This is a genomic window from Paenibacillus sp. TAF43_2, assembly GCF_052113545.1.
Classification (GTDB): domain Bacteria; phylum Bacillota; class Bacilli; order Paenibacillales; family Paenibacillaceae; genus Pristimantibacillus.
In genome coordinates, this window is record NZ_JBFRDK010000073.1 from 1 (window position 1) to 21,263 (window position 21,263).

21 protein-coding genes are annotated in these 21,263 nt (G+C 44.1%); 15 read left to right on the top strand and 6 right to left on the bottom strand.

The window, feature by feature from the left end; all coding sequences use genetic code 11:
• Positions 1-361 precede the first annotated feature (361 nt).
• The 3 genes from aroF to serC all read left to right on the top strand — a co-directional run bounded on the left by aroF (position 362) and on the right by serC (position 4,440).
• The gene (gene aroF, locus AB4Z17_RS16835) at positions 362-1,423 is read left to right on the top strand and encodes a 3-deoxy-7-phosphoheptulonate synthase (RefSeq protein ID WP_076267604.1); all 1,062 of its coding nucleotides are present in this window, start codon (positions 362-364) and stop codon (positions 1,421-1,423) included.
• Between the two features lie 289 nt (positions 1,424-1,712).
• Entirely contained in the window at positions 1,713-3,137 is a 1,425-nt protein-coding gene (gene glnA, locus AB4Z17_RS16840) for a type I glutamate--ammonia ligase (RefSeq protein ID WP_076267605.1), read from the top strand.
• 217 nt (positions 3,138-3,354) lie between these two features.
• A complete protein-coding gene (serC, locus tag AB4Z17_RS16845) occupies positions 3,355-4,440 on the top strand; it encodes a 3-phosphoserine/phosphohydroxythreonine transaminase (protein ID WP_441908261.1) in 1,086 nt (361 codons plus the stop codon).
• Between the two features lie 99 nt (positions 4,441-4,539).
• Here serC and AB4Z17_RS16850 read toward each other — a convergent pair whose 3' ends face one another.
• Complete coding sequence (locus AB4Z17_RS16850) at positions 4,540-5,262, bottom strand: response regulator transcription factor (RefSeq protein WP_076267607.1); 723 nt, start codon at positions 5,260-5,262, stop codon at positions 4,540-4,542.
• A gap of 149 nt (positions 5,263-5,411) precedes the next feature.
• Here AB4Z17_RS16850 and trmL point away from each other — a divergent pair, with 149 nt between their 5' ends.
• Positions 5,412-5,876, top strand: a complete 465-nt coding sequence (gene trmL / locus AB4Z17_RS16855; protein ID WP_339204382.1) for a tRNA (uridine(34)/cytosine(34)/5-carboxymethylaminomethyluridine(34)-2'-O)-methyltransferase TrmL — start codon at positions 5,412-5,414, stop codon at positions 5,874-5,876.
• Between the two features lie 176 nt (positions 5,877-6,052).
• Complete coding sequence (locus tag AB4Z17_RS16860) at positions 6,053-6,301, top strand: AbrB/MazE/SpoVT family DNA-binding domain-containing protein (RefSeq protein ID WP_054023539.1); 249 nt, start codon at positions 6,053-6,055, stop codon at positions 6,299-6,301.
• Here the strand turns inward: AB4Z17_RS16860 and AB4Z17_RS16865 are convergent.
• On the bottom strand, positions 6,298-6,438 hold the full coding sequence (locus tag AB4Z17_RS16865; RefSeq protein WP_441960974.1) for a hypothetical protein: 141 nt from the start codon (positions 6,436-6,438) through the stop codon (positions 6,298-6,300). The genes AB4Z17_RS16860 and AB4Z17_RS16865 overlap by 4 nt on opposite strands.
• A gap of 287 nt (positions 6,439-6,725) precedes the next feature.
• Between AB4Z17_RS16865 and AB4Z17_RS16870 the strand changes: the two genes are divergently transcribed.
• Positions 6,726-7,838: an aminotransferase-like domain-containing protein gene (locus tag AB4Z17_RS16870; RefSeq protein WP_441960976.1), complete on the top strand. Its 1,113-nt coding sequence runs from the start codon at positions 6,726-6,728 to the stop codon at positions 7,836-7,838.
• Here AB4Z17_RS16870 and AB4Z17_RS16875 read toward each other — a convergent pair.
• Positions 7,822-8,547 (bottom strand): DUF2161 family putative PD-(D/E)XK-type phosphodiesterase, encoded by a 726-nt coding sequence (locus AB4Z17_RS16875; protein WP_441960978.1) that lies wholly within the window; start codon positions 8,545-8,547, stop codon positions 7,822-7,824. The genes AB4Z17_RS16870 and AB4Z17_RS16875 overlap by 17 nt on opposite strands.
• Positions 8,548-8,789: 242 nt before the next feature.
• On the opposite strand from AB4Z17_RS16875, the gene AB4Z17_RS16880 reads away from it, so the two are divergent.
• The 8 genes from AB4Z17_RS16880 to AB4Z17_RS16915 all read left to right on the top strand — a co-directional run bounded on the left by AB4Z17_RS16880 (position 8,790) and on the right by AB4Z17_RS16915 (position 18,169).
• The gene (locus AB4Z17_RS16880; protein ID WP_339204377.1) at positions 8,790-10,685 is read left to right on the top strand and encodes a PrkA family serine protein kinase; all 1,896 of its coding nucleotides are present in this window, start codon (positions 8,790-8,792) and stop codon (positions 10,683-10,685) included.
• A 164-nt stretch (positions 10,686-10,849) separates the two neighbouring features.
• Positions 10,850-11,857, top strand: a complete 1,008-nt coding sequence (locus tag AB4Z17_RS16885; RefSeq protein WP_339204376.1) for a globin-coupled sensor protein — start codon at positions 10,850-10,852, stop codon at positions 11,855-11,857.
• Positions 11,858-12,081: 224 nt separating this feature from the next.
• Positions 12,082-13,539 carry a circularly permuted type 2 ATP-grasp protein gene (locus AB4Z17_RS16890; RefSeq protein ID WP_441960980.1) on the top strand — a complete coding sequence of 486 codons (1,458 nt, stop codon included), beginning with the start codon at positions 12,082-12,084 and terminating at the stop codon, positions 13,537-13,539.
• Between the two features lie 18 nt (positions 13,540-13,557).
• Complete coding sequence (locus AB4Z17_RS16895; RefSeq protein WP_441908258.1) at positions 13,558-14,553, top strand: alpha-E domain-containing protein; 996 nt, start codon at positions 13,558-13,560, stop codon at positions 14,551-14,553.
• Entirely contained in the window at positions 14,550-15,440 is an 891-nt protein-coding gene (locus AB4Z17_RS16900; RefSeq protein WP_076267615.1) for a transglutaminase family protein, read from the top strand. The genes AB4Z17_RS16895 and AB4Z17_RS16900 overlap by 4 nt, the downstream gene beginning before the upstream one ends.
• Before the next feature lie 246 nt (positions 15,441-15,686).
• Positions 15,687-16,523, top strand: a complete 837-nt coding sequence (locus tag AB4Z17_RS16905; protein ID WP_441960981.1) for a polysaccharide deacetylase family protein — start codon at positions 15,687-15,689, stop codon at positions 16,521-16,523.
• A gap of 87 nt (positions 16,524-16,610) precedes the next feature.
• Positions 16,611-17,312 (top strand): YhcN/YlaJ family sporulation lipoprotein, encoded by a 702-nt coding sequence (locus tag AB4Z17_RS16910; protein ID WP_441960982.1) that lies wholly within the window; start codon positions 16,611-16,613, stop codon positions 17,310-17,312.
• Between the two features lie 83 nt (positions 17,313-17,395).
• Positions 17,396-18,169: a polysaccharide deacetylase family protein gene (locus AB4Z17_RS16915; protein WP_256710856.1), complete on the top strand. Its 774-nt coding sequence runs from the start codon at positions 17,396-17,398 to the stop codon at positions 18,167-18,169.
• A 58-nt stretch (positions 18,170-18,227) separates the two neighbouring features.
• Here the strand turns inward: AB4Z17_RS16915 and AB4Z17_RS16920 are convergent, their stop codons facing one another.
• Positions 18,228-18,842: a superoxide dismutase gene (locus tag AB4Z17_RS16920; RefSeq protein WP_441960983.1), complete on the bottom strand. Its 615-nt coding sequence runs from the start codon at positions 18,840-18,842 to the stop codon at positions 18,228-18,230.
• Positions 18,843-18,969: 127 nt separating this feature from the next.
• Entirely contained in the window at positions 18,970-19,329 is a 360-nt protein-coding gene (locus AB4Z17_RS16925) for a HesB/IscA family protein (protein WP_441960985.1), read from the bottom strand.
• A gap of 237 nt (positions 19,330-19,566) precedes the next feature.
• On the opposite strand from AB4Z17_RS16925, the gene AB4Z17_RS16930 reads away from it, so the two are divergent.
• The gene (locus AB4Z17_RS16930) at positions 19,567-20,220 is read left to right on the top strand and encodes a helix-turn-helix transcriptional regulator (protein ID WP_441960986.1); all 654 of its coding nucleotides are present in this window, start codon (positions 19,567-19,569) and stop codon (positions 20,218-20,220) included.
• A gap of 39 nt (positions 20,221-20,259) precedes the next feature.
• On the opposite strand, the gene AB4Z17_RS16935 is transcribed toward AB4Z17_RS16930, so the two are convergent.
• Positions 20,260-21,258, bottom strand: coding sequence for an NAD(P)/FAD-dependent oxidoreductase (locus tag AB4Z17_RS16935; protein WP_441960987.1), 999 nt, complete (start codon positions 21,256-21,258; stop codon positions 20,260-20,262).
• Positions 21,259-21,263: the final 5 nt, after the last annotated feature.

Below are 21,263 nucleotides of genomic sequence, written 5' to 3' on the forward strand. Positions count from 1 at the left end.
TAAAGATTCTTAGCCAAATGCATGGTTTAAAGACGCTTGTATAACTCGCACGCACATGAATGACGAACATCGGAAAGCCGTATGAGGGAAAACCTCACGTACGGTTTGATGAGGAGGGGCTGAAATGAATTTCAGTCCTTTACTCTAGACGGGGTTGACGAAAATGAGTTTCTCTTGTATATTTACTTTAGCGGTTAAAAGCGTAGAAGCTTAAAAGCTACGAAGCATAAAAGTCATAAAGTGGATATCCAATGAGATATGAGAAAATGAGGCGCGCTTCGTGCGATGCCATGCATTTATTAAGCAAAAGTTTGTACATTTTTTTTGCCCAAATCCCACAATAAATTTAGGAGTGATCCCTATGATCGTTATCACGAATTCAAATATTGCAGAAGAACGCATTACAGAAATTGTTGCTCATATTGAAAGAGCAGGAGTTCAAGCACATGTATCAAGAGGTACGGATCGCACGGTAATTGGAATTATTGGCAAAGCAGAACCTACGCTTGCTGAGCATTTGCGTCAAATGAAAGGTGTGGAAAACGTTATTAAAATTTCGAAATCATACAAGCTAGCAAGCCGTGACTTTCATCCGGATGATACAGTTATTGACATAAAAGGCGTGAAAATCGGCGGAAGCAATCTTGTTATAATGGGCGGACCTTGTGCTGTTGAAACACCGGAGCAAATCGACGAGATTGCTCGTTTAGTAAAAGCAGCTGGCGGACAGGTGCTGCGCGGAGGCGCCTTCAAGCCGCGCACAGGGCCTTACAGCTTCCAAGGCGTAGGCGTGGAAGGGCTTGTTATGATGGCGGAAGCGGGCAAGAAGCACGGCCTTCTGACGATTACAGAGGTCATGACGCCAGAATATGTGGATGTATGTGCAGAATACGCGGATATTCTTCAAGTAGGCACACGCAATATGCAAAACTTCGATTTGCTGCGCAAGCTTGGAACGATTCAAACGCCTGTACTGCTTAAACGTGGATTCAGCTCAACCTATGATGAGTTCTTGAATGCGGCAGAGTACATTTTGGCAGGCGGTAATCCAAATGTCATGTTGTGTGAACGCGGAATCCGAACATTCGAAACTTACACGCGCAATACGCTTGATTTATCTGCAATTCCAGTGCTTCAATCTCTTAGCCATCTGCCCGTTATTTCTGACCCGAGCCATGGAACAGGCCGTCGTGAGCTGGTTGAGCCTATGTCGAAAGCTTCAGTAGCGGCTGGCGCGAACGGATTGATCGTTGAAATGCATACCGATCCAGATAACTCGATGACTGGCGATGGGGTACAATCCTTGTTCCCGGACCAATTCGCTAACTTATTGAAAGACCTAGAGAAGCTGGCACCGATCGTAGGCAAACAGTTTGATACGCCAAAAGCACCAGCAGAAGCCTTTGTAGAGTGGAAAATCTAACATAACATCAAACCAAACTTTGTCGTCTTAGGATGGCAAAGTTTTTTTGTTTTTTGTGTAACCGTTCTCAAAAAGCCTTATAAATAGAAGGATCTCAGCTTTTTTTATTGAGGATTTGTGAACAAACGTACAAACTTGTAAGTATACCTAACATGAGTTCAAAAAATACCTTACATAGCTATTGACGGAGATTGAGGGCTAGTTTTATAATAACGACATGGATTTGGAGCAATAATTGAACAATACTTGTTCAACACTACGCTAATGTTCGGAAATGGAGGAAATTATAATGTCAGTTCAAAATGTTTTGGACAATATTAAAGAAAACAGCATTATGTTTGTAGATTTCCGCTTCGTGGATCTTCTAGGTAAGGCTCACCACATCACGCTTCCTGCTGCTGAGGTTGATGCTGATACTTTTGTAAACGGAGTAGCTTTTGATGGATCATCAATCCACGGTTTCCGCGGTATCGAAAATTCCGATATGGTTATGATGCCGGATACAGAATCCGTATTTATTGATCCTTTCACTGATCATCCTACACTGAACGTTATGTGTAATATTCATACACCTGAAGGCGATCGTTATGACCGTGACCCGCGCAGCATCGCTCAAAAGGCTGAAGAGTATCTTCAAACTACAGGTATTGGTACGACAGCATTTTTTGCACCAGAACCTGAATTCTTTATTTTCGACGAAGTTCGCTATGAAAGCACAATGAATGCATCCTCTTATGTTGTTGAATCCGAGGAAGCTGGCTGGAACACGAACCGTAAAGAAGAGGGCGGAAACCTTGGTTCGAAAATTCCAGTTAAAGGCGGCTATGTTCCTGTAGCTCCTATCGACTCCCAACAAGACATCCGCAGCGAAATGGTTCGCCTATTGCAGGAATCGGGCCTTCGCGTAGAACGTCATCACCATGAAGTTGCAACTGCTGGTCAAGCAGAAATCAACTTCCGTTTTGACACATTGACAAAAACAGCCGACAATCTTATGAAATTCAAATATATTATTCACAACACAGCTCGCCAATATGGCAAAACGGCTACTTTCATGCCGAAGCCACTATTCGGTGACAACGGTAGCGGTATGCACGTTCATGCTTCTATCTTCAACGGCGATACTCCTTTGTTCTATGACAAAGGCGCTTACGCTAACCTAAGCGAAATGGCTATGCACTACATCGGCGGCGTGCTTTACCACGCTCCGGCTTTGATCGCAATCACTAACCCAAGCACGAACTCATTCAAACGTCTTGTGCCTGGTTACGAAGCGCCGGTTAACCTTGTATTCTCAAAAGGCAACCGTTCTGCAGCCGTTCGTATTCCGATTGCAGCTGTAACACCTAAAGGCTGTCGTATTGAATTCCGTACACCGGACAACACGGCTAACCCTTACCTTGCATTTGCAGCGATGCTGCTTGCAGGTTTGGACGGCATCAAGCGCAAGCTTGATCCAGTAGCTCTTGGTTACGGTCCTTTCGACAAAAACATCTACGAATTGCCAGAAGAAGAGAAAAAAGAAATCCGCAGCGTTCCTGGAACGCTTGACGAGGCGCTTAATGCCCTTGAAGCAGATTCCGATTTCTTGACTGAAGGCGGCGTATTCTCTAAAGACTTCATTGACAACTATGTTGCAGTAAAACGTCAAGAAGCTAAAGCTGTTGCAATCCGTATTCATCCGCATGARTTCAGCCTTTACTACGATTGCTAATCAATCGTTCAAGAAATATAAGAAACGGGTCCCTCTGGGACCCGTTTTTTTATCGTTTGTAAAGATAAAATGAACGAAATCCGAATGTTTATTGACAGTATTGCGTCATACGTTCGACTTTTAATTTATTTAATATGCGGAATACACTTGATGCAGCCCTTCAAAATTGCTATCATATCCATATCATAAATAAAGAAACAGAGGTGGGTATCCGAAGATGACACGAGCATTTAATTTTAATGCAGGACCAGCCGCAATACCACTTGAGGTGCTGAAGCAAGCCCAGGAGCAATTTGTTGATTATCAGGGCGCAGGGATGTCCATTATGGAAATGTCTCACCGCAGCAAAATGTATGAAGAAGTGAACAATCAATCGCAAGCCCTGCTTCGTGAATTGTTCGGAATTTCAGAAAACTATGAGGTTTTATTGCTGCAAGGCGGCGCGAGCACACAGTTTGCTATGCTTCCTCTGAATCTTCTGCAGCCTGGCAAGCCAGGCGCTTACGTCATGACAGGAGCTTGGGCTGACAAAGCGCTTAAAGAAGCGAAACTTGTCGGAGAAACGGTTATTGCCGCTTCGACTGAAGCTGACAAATTTATGCGTATGCCGACTTTGTCAGAAATTGAAGTTCCGAGCAATGCTTCCTATGTACATTTAACATCAAATGAAACGATTGGCGGAACGCAGTTCCAAGAATTCCCTGACACTGGTGATGTGCCACTTATTGCGGATATGTCCAGTGATATTTTGAGCAGACCGATTGATGTAAGCAAATTTGGCGTCATTTATGCCGGCGCACAAAAAAACCTAGGTCCATCAGGCGTTACCGTTGTCATCATTCGTAAGGATCTTATCGAGAGCAGCAACAAAACGATTCCAACGATGTTCCGTTACAGCACGCATGCAAAGAGCGGCTCGTTGTACAATACACCGCCGTCTTTCTCGGTATATATGGTGAAGCTGGTTCTGGAGTGGATCAAGGCAAAAGGCGGAGTTTCTCAGCTAGAGCAGTACAACCGCGACAAAACGAAGCTGATCTATGACGCTATAGATCAAAGCAGCGGCTTCTACACGGGCTGTGCTCAGCCGCAAAGCCGTTCGCTTATGAATATTACTTTCCGTATTCAAACGGAGGAGCTTGAGGCTCTGTTCGTTAAGGAGTCGTTGAAAGAAGGTTTTGAAGGCTTGAAAGGTCATCGCGATGTTGGCGGCCTAAGAGCTTCGACATACAATGCGGTTCCGCTTGAGAGCTGCCAAGCCCTTGCACAATTCATGGCTGACTTCCAAAAACGGAACGGTTAATAAGTAGTTTTAATTTCACGCCTATAATTGCTAGAATAGAAACAGCCTGCTTCTAATATAGAAGCAGGCTGTTTTTTTGATATAGACGTTATAAGTTCATTAAGCTTGGGCAAGACTGCTCTCAGCAATATGAGGACCGTTTAATTTATAACCGACATTGCGGACGGTCATAATATATTCCGGCGTCCGTGCGTTTTTCTCGATCTTGTCGCGCAGATGGCTAATATGAACATCGACGATTCGTGTGTCGCCGAGGAAATGGTAATCCCATACGCCGTGCAGCAGCTGCTGGCGACTAAGCACTTTTCCTTTGTGGCGGCATAGGAACAATAGCAGTTCAAATTCCTTTGGCGTAAGCTCAACGGATTTGCCGTCTATGAATACTTCACGCTGTTCAACCTGAACCTTCAAGCGGCCAATGTTGAACGTTGTGTCATCAGCAGTGCCAGGAAGCGATTGAACTCGGCGGAATATAGCTTGAATACGAGAAACAAGCTCCTGCGGGCTAAAAGGTTTAGTCATATAGTCATCGGCACCATTATCAAGACCAGCTATTTTATCGGTTACGTCTTGAAGTGCAGTCAGCATAACGATGGGTACAGCATTGCTTTGCTTGCGCAGCTCGCGGCAAACTTGGAGTCCATCCATTTTTGGCAGCATGAGATCTAGAACAATTAAGTCGGGACGGAAAGGCTTAAGCATTTCGAATACAGCTTCACCATCACCTACACAACGTACATCATAACCTGCCAGCTTTAAGTTAAATTCAATCAACATTGAAATAGATGGTTCGTCATCCACGATCAAAATTTTTTTTCGCATGATTCAGCTCTCCTCCATGTGTTTCCGCCTATTATGGTTCTATTATGAAGGTTGAAATTATGCTTGAGATTAACGGTACGTAAAGTGGGTGTAAAAATATTCGTCATTTTCGTGTATAATAGGCAAAATGAGAGGTGAGAAACAAAACTATGCCATTTCATATTGTTTTGGTAGAACCAGAAATTCCTGCAAATACAGGTAATATTTCTCGTACATGCGCTGCAACCGGCACTATTTTGCATTTGGTAAGACCACTTGGCTTCGATACGGACGATCGAACTTTGAAGAGGGCGGGACTCGATTATTGGCACTCGGTACATATCGAGTATCATGATTCCTTCGATGAGGTGCTCGCAAGTTATCCGCAAGGCCGATTCTTCTACGCAAGTACAAAAGCAAAGAAGACGTATTCACAGTTCGAGTATCAGGATGGCGATTTCTTTGTATTCGGGAAAGAAACAAAGGGCTTGCCACAGGAGCTTATAGATGCGAATATAGAAACTTGCATTAGATTGCCGATGACGGATAAAGTGCGATCACTTAATCTGTCCAATTCTGCAGCAATTATCGTGTATGAAGCGCTTAGACAAAATCATTTTCCAGGACTCGATTAAAAATGTTGATTTATTTCTCATTTTTTGGAATTTTTTTGCTCTAATAAAAAGAATTATTGCAGGATATTAAGAAATTATTAAATTAGGAAGGAAATACTGAAGTGCCATCGAAAGACTATAACGCAGAGGTTTCTCAAAAATAGCTTGCGAAACCAGACACAGAAGAGGTGAAAGTGATGAAACCAGCAGGTGTAGTAAGAAAAGTGGACCAACTCGGACGTATTGTACTTCCAAAATCATTACGTAAACGTTATTTGATGAACGAGGGCGATCCCGTTGAAATTTTCGTCCAAGGTGACCATATCATTTTGGAGCGTTACCGTCCAAAGTGTGTTTTTTGCGGTTCAATGGTTGAAGTGCGTGATTTCAAGGATCGCTATGTTTGTGGTGTATGTATGGAAGAAATGGCAGTTCTTCAACGCTAATCAGCGTTTTGGCATGCTGTATAACGAAATGAAGCTTCCCGAGAAGAGTATTGATGCTCTTCGGGAAGCTTCATTTTTTTGTTGCGTTTGCTATAAGCGGATAAAGCAGGCTTATAGTCCTTTTGTTTTGTCATCATTGTAAGAGCTGGTAAGCATCGCCGTAATGAACAATGCAAACACAGTCATAACGATAATAAAGTTCATCTGTGGGACACCTCCAAGTATGCTGTCTTTATTATAACCAACGATGGCAAAAAAGAAAACTTTAAAAGTTGTGAACACATTGTTAACATAGAGAGTATAAGCATAGCAATATAGCTTGCGAGGAGGAGCAATCAATATGAATTAACGTTTTTCATCTAGAATATCAGAGCTTAAATCTTCAGCGGTCAGAGATATACTTAAGCTGACGCAAGGAAAGGAAATGATCTCATTTGCTGGAGGACTTCCAGCTGAGGAGCTGTTCCCCGTACAAGCCGTGCGCGAAGCAGCGGACCGTGTATTTACTGCTGGAGCAAGCGCATTGCAGTATGGTTTGACAGCTGGGTATTTGCCATTGCGGGAGCAGCTTAGTGAGCGCATGGCAGTTAAGCAAATGCATGTTAATCCAGATCAGATGATTCTGACGACTGGGTCGCAGCAGGCGATTGATTTGCTCGTTGGCGTACTTACAGAGCCTGGAGATGTAATCTTGGTTGAGAAGCCTACTTACTTGGCAAGCTTGCAAGTATTTGCTCTTCATGGTTTAAAGGTAGTGGCTGCGGAGAGTGATGAGCATGGAATCATTCCTGAGGATGCAGAACGTCTTATTCGCGAGCATCGTCCGAAGCTGCTTTATGCTGTACCGACATTCGGCAATCCAACGGGACGTGTATGGAGCGTTGATCGAAGGAAGAAAATACTTGCTCTCTGCAAGCAAAACGAAATGCCAATTATTGAAGATGATCCTTATGGTGACATAAAATTTGATGAGAGTGAGCAATTCCCTACACTGTTCTCATTAGAAGGACAAGTAGAGGGCGGCGCGGTTTTTTATACGAGTACGTTTTCTAAAACGGTAGCACCTGCGCTGCGGTCAGGTTGGGCTATCGGAGACAGTGAAGTCATCAACATGGTAGCCAAAGCTAAGCAAGCTGCCGATCTTCACTCGAGTACGATTGATCAACAAATATTAAGTCAATTGCTTAAAGGGTTTGATCTCGATGGTCATATCCGTCTTATCTCAAAGTCATACGGCGAGCGTATGCTTGAGATGCATGGGCTTCTTGAGCGCCAGGCAATTGAGGGCGTCACTTGGGTAAAACCGAAAGGCGGCATGTTCCTATGGCTGGACCTGCCTGACGGTTTGGATGCAGAGGCGCTCCTGCGGTGTGCGGTTCAAAAAGGGGTTGCGTTTGTGCCGGGCAGTTCTTTCTATGCCGATCATCCACAGCGCAACACTGCAAGGTTGAATTACACGTATAATACAGGAGCGCGTACAGAACAAGGCGTATTGCGGTTTGTTGAGGCGATCGGTGAATTTACGGGGCGGAGCTAACCGATGCCGACCATTCAGCGATAACATTGCTATACTCAGTTAATGCAGCCGCGCCCTCAGGGCGCAGGCTGTATTTGCCGCGTTCAATGCGATCGAACCAGCCATAATAATTGCTGCGCAGCGTTTCGCCGCTGCGTCTATAGCCTGTAATGGCTGCTACCTCGCGTGGCGCTAGTGGTCCTGAGGTGTGAAGCGCATAAGCACAGCGCAGAGCCTTCTCGCGGTATGCAGTAACAAGCTTGCGGCCTGTGCTGCCGCCGACGTTATAGTCGCCGCTGCGCTCCTTAAACTCGGTCAGCAGCTGTGCTTGCTTCTTGCGCCTTACTCCGCGCAGCGGCGGATCGCCCGGCTGACACAACCAATCGATGACCGGCGGCTTTGTTTTGTAGAAGGTGACGGTCATAAACCCGAGTCCAAGCATTCGGCAAAGTTCAGTCAAATCGCCAAAGCGCTGGTTGTGCGCTCCGCTTTTCGTTCGATTGCGTTCAACCGCCAGCACGACATGGCTATTTAATCGAAGACGTTCAACCCCTTGCAAAAGCAAGGCGAGGTTGAATGTTTTTTTCATTTCGACAATTATCGTATCCGCTCGTTCAGGATGAATAGCGACCAAATCGCAATGAAGAACCTCGCTTTTCACTGCATACCCAAGCTGCTCATAATACTTTTTTATAGGTTTGTAGAGCTCTTCTTCGCGTGCTACTGCCACGTTTGCTAACTCCTCTCCTCGTTCATTTCCATTGATGCTTATGAATCATTATAGCAAAGGATTTTACGCACTTGTCGTTTTTTGATGGATGAAGGACAAAAATAGTGTGCAATTATCTCCTAGAATAAGCATAGGAATGTAATACCTCAATAAAAGTTGGCACCACTCGATAGAGCGTCTAGAGACAAATCCCGGGCGTAGAATGATAAGTGGAATGCGGAAGCGATGGGAGGAGGCACGGTATGGACATTTTCAAGCGAATATCGGAGTATCAGGCTGAGAGCGAGAAACTTGCTTGGACAGGAACATTCAAGGATTACGTTGATTTGTTAAGGAAGGACCCGTCCCCGGCCATGACAGCACATTCTCGCGTTTATGAAATGATTGAATCTCATGGGGTGGAAGATGTTGGCGGCAACAAGCAGTATAAATTTTTCGATCAAGAAATTTTTGGGCTGGATCGTGCGGTGGAGAAGCTGGTTGAAGAATATTTCCATTCATCAGCTCGCAGGCTGGAGGTTCGCAAACGGATTCTACTGTTGATGGGTCCGGTCAGCGGAGGAAAGTCCACGATCGTTACGATGCTCAAAAAAGGTCTTGAGAAATTTTCCAGAACTGAGCGTGGAGCCGTTTATGCGATTAAAGGCTGCCCGATGCATGAGGATCCGCTTCATCTTATTCCCCATGAGCTTCGGCTTGATATTGAAAAAGAGCTTAGTGTTCGAATTGAAGGGAATCTATGCCCTTCATGCCAAATGAGGCTTACGACGGAATACAGCGGCGATATTGAAAACGTACTCGTTGAGCGGGTGTTTATTTCTGAGGATAACCGTGTTGGTATTGGCACATTCAGCCCATCCGATCCGAAGTCGCAAGATATTGCCGATCTTACAGGAAGCATCGATTTCTCGACGATAACGGAGTATGGATCTGAATCCGATCCTCGCGCCTATCGTTTTGACGGAGAGCTTAATAAGGCAAATCGCGGATTGATGGAATTTCAAGAAATGCTCAAGTGTGATGAGAAGTTTCTATGGAACTTGCTCTCACTGACGCAGGAAGGCAACTTTAAAGCAGGCCGATTCGCTTTGATCAGCGCGGATGAGCTTATTATTGCTCATACGAATGAATCGGAGTACAAATCGTTCATAAGCAATAAGAAAAATGAGGCCTTGCACTCCAGGATGATCGTTATGCCGGTCCCTTATAATTTGAGAGTGTCCGACGAAGAAAAAATTTATAAGAAGCTAATCGCACAAAGCGATATGCGCCATATCCATATCGCACCGCATGCACTGCGTGCTGCTGCCATCTTCTCCATCTTAACGAGGCTGAAGGAAACGAAGAAGCAAGGCATGGATCTTGTGAAGAAAATGCGGATGTACGACGGCGAGGAAGTCGAAGGGTTCAAGGAAGCAGATTTGAAGGAAATGCAAAACGAATACTTAGAGGAAGGCATGACAGGGATTGATCCGCGCTACGTCATTAACCGAATTTCCAGCGCGCTTATTAAGCAGGATACACAATGTATTAATGCGCTTGATGTTTTGCGTGCGCTAAAGGAAGGATTGGATCACCATCCATCCATTACGAAGGATGAGCGCGAGCGCTACTTGAATTTCATCTCGGTGGCCCGCAAGGAATATGATCTGCTCGCGAAAAAAGAAATTCAAAAGGCATTCGTATACTCCTATGAGGAATCTGCCCGCACCTTATTTGAAAATTACTTGGATAACATTGAATCGTATTGCAACTGGGCAAAAATTAAAGATCCGCTGACAGGCGAAGAGATGGATCCGGATGAGCGCCTCATGCGTTCCATCGAGGAGCAAATTGGCGTCTCCGAAAATGCGAAAAAAGCGTTCCGCGAAGAGATTTTGATTCGAATCTCGTCTTATTCGCGGAAAGGGAAAAAGTTTGATTTTACAAGTCACGAGCGTTTGCGCGAAGCCGTTGAGAAGAAGCTGTTCGCCGATCTGAAGGATATTGTGAAAATAACGACATCTACAAAAACACCGGATGAGAGTCAATTGAAGCGAATTAATGAAGTAACGAAACGTCTTATGGATGAGCATAGCTACTGCTCGGTATGTTCAAATGAATTGCTTCGTTATGTAGGAAGCCTGCTCAATCGATAAATGATTGACCTGATTATTAGAGAAGCTGATAGACATTTGTCTATCGGCTTTTCTTTTCTTCCTGTAGGTTTAAAAAGAATTTGAGATGATCATACTGTTTCTTGAATATTTTCCGATATAATAGGTAATAGTGGTCTACTATATACCGAAGGAGTCGGGCTATTTTGATTAATTTATCAGCAGAGCGCAAGAAGCAGATTGAATACACGGGCATTACGGAGCAGGATCTCAAAATTTTAGCGGAATGCAAGCCCATTTTTCAAAATATTGTCCATGAAGTGGTCGACCGATTTTATGAAACTATTGGCCAGCAGCCAGAGCTTGTAGCTATTATTTCTAATGTAAGCACCATTGAGCGTTTGAAGGAAACGCAGATATGGTATTACATGTCGCTTACCGAGGGGGTAATCGACCAGGCTTACATTGATAACCGCATAAAAATAGGCGCTGTTCATTCCCGAATTGGACTGACGACGGACTGGTATTTGGGTACATATATGACTTATCTGGACATATCGACGAACGTACTGAAAAGAGTTCTTCCTGAACGCTGGAAGGATGTTGTGCATGCTTTGACGAAATTGTTCAATCTGGACTCGCAATTCGTGCTTGAAGCTTACAATCAGCATGAACAGAAAAAAATTCAAGAGCTGGCGGACAATCGTTCCATCATGCTGACGACTGTTACGAGTGCTGTGCAGGAGCTTGCTTCACTTATGTTTGAATTGGACGAGGGTGCACAATCGATTGCGGCAACTGCGATTTCGACTTCGCAATCTCAGGATAAGACGCATACACTATTAGGTGAGCTTCGTGAAGAGCTTGAAGGCATTAACGAGATGGGAACTTTGATTCGAGGCATATCGGATCAGACGCATTTGTTAGGTCTTAATGCTGCGATAGAAGCTGCGAGAGCTGGCGAAAATGGGAGAGGCTTCGAGGTTGTTGCGAATGAAGTGCGCAAGCTGGCCGCTTCATCAAGGAACGCACTTGAAGGGATACAGTCAAAGCTTGAGGAAATCGATAAGAAGCTATCCGCAGTGCGCCTTGAATCTGAGCAAACCTCGGTTGAGGCCCGTAATCAAGCAGCTCGATCCCAAGAACTGGCTTCATTCGTTAATATGGTTGATAAAGTTACAAAGGATTTGCAGCAATTAAACCAATCCGAATAGGAAATGCAGCTCAGAAAAAGCAGGAATTCTCTCACTTGAGGGTTCCTGCTTTCGTGTTATATAAGTTGACACAATATTCAGAATTTAGTATGATTATCCTAACATTCCGGTACAATTTTGGAATTAATGTTAAGTTTTTTAACGTGAAATCAACAAATTAGATCGATTTTTCACCTAGCTAGTACCAAACTGGTATAGCGGCCATCATGAAGGAGGCGGTTGTCATGTCGACGGCCAAACAGTCGCAATCGCAATATTACGATGCTCAGACCTTTTACGATGAAATGTTCGATAAGGACTTTTCTGTTCGTGATCACTACGAAAGCGTTCATCGTTTATTCGGAAGAATGAATCCATCTGAGCTTGCAGTCCGGCAAAACGCGATTAATCAAAGAATGATGGAGGAGGGCATTACCTTCACGCTGTACAGCGGTGCGCAAAATGAGCCGCTTGAGCGAACGATTCCGTTCGATTATATCCCTCGCGTCATACCAAAGCATGAATGGGATGGCGTTGACCGAGGAGTAAGGCAGCGAATCAAAGCTTTGAATGCATTCCTTCATGATGTATATCACGGACAAAAAATTGTAGCAGACGGTATCATTCCTCGTAGAATGATTGTTTCAAATACTTATTTTCGGCCTGAAATGGCTGGTCTACATGTTCCAGGCGGTGTATATATTACAGCATCGGGCATTGATTTGATTCGTGATGAGAAGGGCCGATATTATGTGCTGGAGGATAATTTGCGATCTCCATCAGGCTTTTCTTATTTGTTTAAAGGCAGAACATTAATGAATGAGCTATTTCATGATTTGTATTTATCAAGCTCCGTACAAAGTATTGACCGCAGCTTAAATTGTTTTCTAAGCTCACTTCGCGCGCTTTCTCCAAGCGGCAAACGCGACCCCTTGATCGTGCTGCTTACTCCAGGTGCTTATAATTCAGCTTATTATGAACATACCTTTTTGGCGCAGCAGATGGGCATTCACCTCGTTGAAGGCAGGGACCTCGTATACAAAGACCACAAAATTTATTTGCGTGATTTGCGCGGACTTCGTCAAGTGGATGTTATTTATCGACGCATCGATGATGATTTTCTTGATCCGCTTGCCTTTCAGCCGGATTCCTTCCTTGGTGTACCTGGACTCATGAATGCTTATCGTGCCGGAAATGTAGCGATCGCTAATGCGCCGGGAACAGGCGTGGCGGACGATAAAGCCGTTTACGCGTATGTTCCAGACATGATTCGTTACTATTTGGGAGAAGAGCCTCTTTTGCATAACGTTCCAACGTACATTTTAACGCGCAAGGAGGAACGTGATTATGTGCTGGAACACTTGGATCAGCTCGTCGTGAAGGAGACATCGCTCTCGGGGGGCTATGGCATGTTGATTGGTCCAAGCGCTTCCCTGCCCGAGATTCATGCATTTGCTGAAGCTATTAAGCGGGAACCTGAGCGATACATCGCCCAGACGACGATGAAGCTCTCGCGAGCGCCGGTTATGGTGGATGGCGGCATGACGCCTCGGCATATTGATTTGCGCGCTTTTGCTTTGATAGGTGAAGAGACACACGTCATTCCGGGCGGTTTAACACGTGTTGCAATGAAGGAAGGTTCACTTGTAGTCAACTCTTCTCAGGGCGGCGGAGTCAAGGATACGTGGGTCCTAAAACGATAATTAACAGGAGGGATTGCTATGTTGAACCGAAATGCAGAAGCGTTGTTTTGGATAGGCCGCTACATGGAGCGTGCTGAGAATCATGCTAGATTAATTGATGTTCATTACCACCTGCAGGTTGACGACGACACGCCAAGCCTAAAAGGAAAGCTGGAGGGCGACGATATGGTGTCTTATTCTAAATGGGCAAGAATCGTAGACGCTCTTGGCAGCCGAGAGGCTTATGAACAGCAATATAGCAGCTACAATGAACGTGATGTTCTGTTCTACACGACGCTTGATCGTGATAATCCGAACTCTTTAGTTTCCTGCGTCAGTCATGCTCGCGGCAATCTTCGTACATTGCGCGAGAAGGTGCCAAGTGAAATGTGGGATGCAACAAATGCTTTTTATTTGTGGCTGCGGGAGAAGCAGCCGGATGATTTGCTGCGTGAATCTCCGCATTTGTTTTTCGGAAGAATCAAGGAATGGACGGCGCTTTTTCAAGGGGTCAGCCAATCTGTCATGCCAAGGGAAAATGAATGGCATTTCATTGAATGCGGGCGTTACTTGGAGCGTTCTGAGAATACGCTGCGCATCATTAAGGCAGTGGGCAACGCAGCTAGCGGCGAGGATTGGGACAATGCAAGGGCATATCCTTATTTGCAGGCCGTACTGCGCTCGGTTAGCGGTTATCAAGCGTTTCGTCGTTATTATGCTGATGGCATCTCTGTGGAGTCGATCGTTGAATTTGTTGTTCTTAATGGTGTGTTTCCGCGGTCTCTTCATTTTGCACTGCATACCCTTGATGAACATATGCGGCATATTGAACTGCAGGATAAACAGCTTCGCACCGCACATGAGAAAGTAATCCGCCAAGTGAGCAAGGTGAAAGCGGATTTGGCGTGTCTTGAGCGAGAGGATATGGTCATTGATCGGAATGGAACGATCGTTGCTCATTTGCTGGATGCTTGTCAGCAGCTTGGGATGGCTTTTGCCAAAACCTTTTTTCGTATGGGGGAGGCAAGCGCATGAAGCTCAGTATTTCACATGTCACGCAGTACGAGTATGCAGAGTCAGTGACGGACAGTGTCAATGAAATTAGACTAACGCCCAGCACCAATGAAAGACAGTCCTGTTACCAGCAAGCGATTTCGATTGAACCGAATGCCTCTCTGTTCACCTATGAGGACTATTTTGGCAATCGTGTTCATGCGTTCTCGGTTAATGGTCCCCATAAGCGGCTTACCATTCGAACATCTATGACCGTTGTAACGAAGCAGGCGCCAACGTCGGAGGAACGTGAACAATACTTAAGCAAGCGGCCGCCAGAGCAGGCATGGAACTGGTTAAGAACAGATGAAGCTGCCAACCGTTTCACCGAGTTTTTGCTTACGACCGAATATACAGCTGTTACGTCTGAGGTGGAGCAATTTGCTGGTGAAATTTTGAGCGCAAGCTCAAGCAGTCAAGCCAGCGTTCTAGATTGGCTAAGTGCACTGTCTACAAAGATTAGGAGCGAGTTCATTTATGATCCTGAAGCGACAGATGTAAAGACGAAAACATCGGATATGTTTTTGAGCAAACGCGGCGTATGTCAGGATTTTGCGCATTTAATGATCGCAAGCTGCAGAGCTTTTGGCATCCCAGCCAGATACGTAAGCGGCTATCACTTTGTTGGTGATTTGCAGGGAGGAAGCGCTGATTTCGAGCAAGCTTCGCATGCTTGGGTTGAAGCGTTTGTACCTGGACTAGGCTGGTGCAGCTTTGATCCCACTAACGTTGATCCTGTTGGGGAGCGTTATGTAAAGCTTGGGCACGGGCGGGACTATAAAGATATTGTGCCGGTTAAAGGTGTATATAGAGGCACTGGCGAGCAAATATTGCATGTATCTGTAGATGTCAGAAATGTTGAGGATTAAACGATGACGATGGACAATCAAATGTAGAGGGAACAGTTAACCGCTTATGTAGAATGCGGATACTGTTCCTTTTTTGCGTGCAAAAACTGCTTGGACGGATAAGAAGCATGTTGATTCAAGGCATGGAAGCTACTTTTACCATGTATGATTGCTGGTGCTTTGCAGACCTTAAGATTATGACCCTCCAGAGGATATAGCCAAAATTTGAGAACAGCTGAGTTCATTAGAAAGGAGCAAATCGACAAAATGAACATCATTTTTCGAATGACCTTCATGCTGAGTCTGGCTTTTCTAATACTTATAAGTTCCTCCTCTGTTTCGGCAAAGAGCTCATCTGGCGTGTATAAGGATAAAGTCGCTGTTCTAATGTATCATCATGTTCACGATAAAGATTCAAGCTCTTCGACGATTTCGTCGATGCTCTTTCGGGATCAGCTGATTTATTTAAAGAGCAAGGGCTACCAGTTCATTAGGCTGGAGGACTTTCGTCATTTTTTGGCTGGCGGCGCCGTACCGAGCAATGCCGTATTGATCACGTTTGATGACGGATATGAAAGTTTTTACAAAGTGGCTTATCCGATCCTAAAAGAATTATCCATTCCAGCAGTTAATTTTACGATTACAAGCTATTTAGAGAAGCCATCTAAGACGATACCGCATTTATCTTACGCGCAAATGAAACAAATGATGGCTAAATCAACAAGTATCGATTTTCAATGCCATACGAATCAATTGCATAAGAAGGTTGGGGAGAAAAGCGCATTAACTTATGTGAATAAAAAAGCCGGCGGGAAAAATGCACTGGAGCTTCATAAGTCACGCGTTAAACAGGACACTCAAACATGCGTGAATCTGCTGAAAAAAGCAGGAGTGAAAAATCCGGATTCGATCAGCTATCCTTTTGGCATCTATTCTAAGTCTTTGTTTCCAACGATGCTGGGGTCAGGCGTTGTTTATGGCTATACAACAAAACCTGGTTTGGCCAAAAAAGGGATAAATAAATTGGAAATACCGCGCATTAATGCAGGCAGTCCCGATATTACGCCTGAGGTGCTTTATAAACGAATAAAAAGGTTAACTTAAATGCCGTTGTTGCTTGAAATATTTTTTCCATGTATGAATGATCACTTTTAGCACAACTTATTATCATCAAACAGGAGGTGTTATGTAGTGAAAAAACATTTAAAACCGGTTCTTACTTCAGTTATGGTGCTTGCAATTGGATTTTCGATAACGGCATGCGGTCAAAACCATACGGTTAACCAAAAATCGATGAGAGTTAAAAACGACATGAATCGTATTGAATCAAAAATGGTTCCTCACGGCACTAATATGACGGATAGAAGATATAACAATTTGGATAATAGAGCATATGGTGTCGATCCTTTAGTGAATAATAACAATTCATACAGCGCCAATCCTTATAGTGCTAACCGCACCTATGGTATTGACGGTGATGGAATGAATGGAACCAACAGTCTCAATGGCACAAATCGTATGAATGGCACTGATGGAACTGTACATCGCCTCGGAATGGATCATAATAAAAGCGCTGGTCAATTAGCTAACCGTGCTAAGCAGGTTAGCGGTGTGAAAAAAGCAACAGTCGTCATTCATAATAAAGATGCAATCGTAGGCCTAGATGTTGATAACATCGGCAAAAAAGCCATTATTGAGAAACAAGTGCATGCTGCCTTAAAAGGTCAATATCCGGAGTACAACATTCATGTGACATCCGATCAAGGTATGCATAAGAAAATACAAACGATGAATACGAGCATGACTAATGGTCATCCATTGAAGACGTTAGCGAATGACGTGACCATCATGATTCGCGATATTGGCAATGCTGTAACCGCTCCGTTCCGTTAATAAGTCTTGATATCGGCAGCTCCTTATGGAGCTGCCGAATCATTCTCGTCATACATATCGATAAGCCGCTAGGAGGAAAACCGTTGTCCATTAGTAAGCGTGGCCTGCTATTGCTGCTCATGTTCGTTTTTTTAGTAGGATTCTCAGCACCAATTAAAAAGGACCGTTTTTTTTATGAGAAGCGGGGGGAAATTGTGTGGGAGGTTCCTACTGAGGATAAGAAAATTGCTTTAACCTTTGACGATGGGCCATATCCGAAAACAACGGAAGTTATTCTCGATTTGCTGCAGAAATACAATGCGAAAGCAACGTTTTTTGTACTGGGCAACAAGGTGAAGCTTTACCCGGAAACAATTAAGCGAGAAATTGCAGAAGGGCATGAGGTAGCCAATCATACGTTTAATCATGTTTACTTCTTGAAGTCAATAAGCCAAGCGACTATTCGAGATGAGATCGTAAAAACTGAAAATGCGTTAGAAGCCTTGACTGGGAAAAAGCCGCTTTTATTTCGCCCGCCGGGAGGCTATTACAATGAAAATTCAATTCAGGTTGCAAAAACATTAGGTTACACAACGATTTTGTGGTCGTGGCATCAAGATACAAATGATTGGCGAAGCCCTGGCGTGAACAAAATTGTAAACAAAGTTTTGAATAACGCAAGAAACGGAGACATCGTATTGCTGCATGATTACATTCCTGGTTCTCAGCAGACAGTCAAAGCCTTGGAGACGATACTGTACGAGCTGGATAAACGGGGTTTTCAATTCGTGACCGTAACGGAGTTAATGAAATCAATGACAAGCGTAGAATCAAAGGTTGACGACGGCAGTGACGGAAGCATTTTGGAGTCGCCATAAGCATGACAAAAGCTAGGTTGCCATGCAGCAGCCTAGCTTTTTATAATCCGTTGTCATCTTATTTGATAGCCGCTTCGTATCGTTCCGCTACAACATCCCATAACACAATATTCCAAAATGCTGAAATATAATCAGGGCGTTTGTTTTGGTAGTTCAGATAATAAGCGTGCTCCCAAACATCGAGTCCTAAAATGGGAGTCAGATTATCCATAAGCGGACTATCTTGATTAGGCGTGCTCGAAACGAACAAATGGCCTTTATGATCTACGCTTAACCACGCCCACCCGCTGCCGAAACGAGTTGTAGCTGCTTTCGTAAACTGCTCCTTAAACGAGTCGAAGCCGCCTAATTCTTTATTGATAGCTTCTGCCAAATGACCAGCAGGCAATCCTCCGCCACTTGGTCCAATCGATTCCCAAAATAAAGAGTGGTTGGCGTGTCCGCCTCCATTGTTCTGTACGGCTGTCCGAATATCTAAAGGGACGCTTTTTAAATCTTGAAGCAGCTCATCTAAGCTTTTTTGCTGAAGCTCAGGATAGTCCGCCAAAGCGGCGTTTAAGTTTGTTACATACGTATTATGATGGCGGTCATGATGAATCATCATCGTTTGCTCGTCGATATGCGGTTCCAAAGCGTTGTTTGCATAAGGCAGTTCAGGTAATTGATGTGACATGGTTCATTCCTCCATAAGTTGATTTGGTAAGTTATACTTACAGCTTAATTGATATTTCATACTTAGTCAATATAAATGTATAATAAGTGTGATAAAAAAATGCCTCTTTCCGAATGGGAGGAGAGGGTTATTCATCGCATTTTTCGCGTTTGCCTTTGAAGGTCGCCGTACGAAAGCTAGCTCCGCAGCCGCAGGTTGCTTTAGCATTGGGATTATCAATCGTGAAGCCGCCAGTCATGCCTTGCTCCACATAATCAATTTTTAACCCCGCCAAATAAGGCTCGCTCTGAGTGTTCCACACCACGTTGATATGATCCGTTTGCAAGGAGTGGTCATCGTTTGTTATGGTATCATCCAATTTGATGTTATAGGATAATCCGCTGCAGCCGCCATCTTCAACGCCTACTCGCAAAAACGTACGATCATTTCCTGATTCGATAACCATCTGATTAATAATGGACTCTGCTTTTTCGCTTATTTCTATCATCAATATGCACCTCGCTTAGAATTGGAAAAAAGGATGGAGTTGAATTATTAAATTTATTATATATAATAGTATATAAAAGATCAAATCTAATTTTGATGATCCATTCCGATAAATGAAGATGAATAGCAGGATGAATTATTGCAGAGTGGAGACATTGATTTTAGAAAATGTTATTATTGCAGTATTCATTTCAGACATGAAATATTTCATATGACAATTATCGGAAGGTGATTAGGAATGACCAATATAGATCAAGGACAGCTTTCTACAAGAGAATATATTCTTCAGCTGCTGAAGACGAAGGGTAATTTAAGTACAAAGGATCTTACGGAAGAGCTGGGAATTACGGTAATGGCCGTTAGACGTCATATTCAATCGCTGGAGAGGGATAATCTTATCTCATCGAAGACCATCAGACAAGCAATGGGCAGACCAACAGCCGTTTATTGTTTAACGGAGCATGCAGACGGATTTTTCCCGCGCAAATATCATACCTTAACGCTTGAATTATTGGATGAGCTTACCGATCAGCTTGGCTCATCGGCGGTAGAGTCGTTATTTGAAGGCCGCAAAAACAAAATGACTAAAAAATAMGAATCGAGCATGCAAAGCAAAGAGCTTGAGGATAGAGTGAAGGCACTCGCAGAAATTCAGAACGAGAATGGATATATGGTGGAATGGGAAAAGATCAACAACGAACAATTTATTTTGAAAGAAAATAATTGCCCAATTGAGCAAGTAGCGACCAAATATCAGCATGCCTGCCAATGTGAATTGAAGCTGTTTGAAACGATGCTGGGCGATGTAGAGGTTTCGAGATCCGAGTGTCTTGCCAAAGGCGGACAAAGATGTACCTATTCCATAAAAAAGAGACAAAAACAAGAACAGTGAGGTAGCATTTATATCTCACTGTTCTTGTTTTTTCTGTGGTTAAAGCTTCAGATTGCTGCTGTGGCCGGGCGAGAGTTTAGCTGTAGGGTCCAAATAAACCTTAGCGTTATTAATGGCAGTAGGAGCTTCTCCGAAACCAACTGCAATAAGCTTTATTTTGCCGGGATAGCTTGTAATGTCTCCGGCTGCAAAGATCCCTTTAACATTCGTTTCCATTCGAGTATCAACGACGATAGAGCCGTTCTCCACTTCTAATCCCCATTCCAAAATGGGACCAAGCGAGGAAACAAAACCAAAATTAACGATGAGCGCGTCGCATGCGAGTTCGCGTGTTTCTCCTGTTTTGCCAAACGTAATCGTTATTTTCTCGATCTGTTCATCCCCGTGCAGCTCTGTAATCTCCGCTGGTGTAATGACATTCACTTTCGATTTTAGTAGATTTTCGACACTGTGCTCGTGAGCGCGGAACTTGTCCCGCCTATGAATGAGCGTAACCTCTTCAGCAATCGGTTCAAGCATAAGCGCCCAGTCGACCGCGGAATCGCCGCCTCCGTTAATGATCACCCTTTTGCCGCTATACTGATTCAAGTCACTTATAAAATACTGCAAGTTTGTGTTTTCGAAAGGTTTGGCTTCTGGAAGCTCTAATCGACGCGGCTCAAATGCGCCTATGCCGCCGGTAATAATGACAGATTTACTATAATGTGTTCCTTTATCGGTGATGATTTCAAAATGATGCTCGTCCTTCTTAATCACCTGCTGAACCTTTTCTTCCAGGCAAACCTGCACAGGGAAATGATTCATTTGTTCTTGTAAATTATGAATTAGCTGCTGAGCTGTCACCTTAGGGAATCCAGCAACATCATATATATATTTCTCAGGGTAAAGAGCGGCCAACTGCCCGCCGAGCTGAGGCATACTGTCCAAAATTTTCACGCTTGCATGCCGCATCCCAGCATAAAACGCAGCGAACATCCCTGTTGGACCGCCGCCAATAATCGTTATATCTGTAAATAGATATGGTTGTTCATTGCTCACGAAAG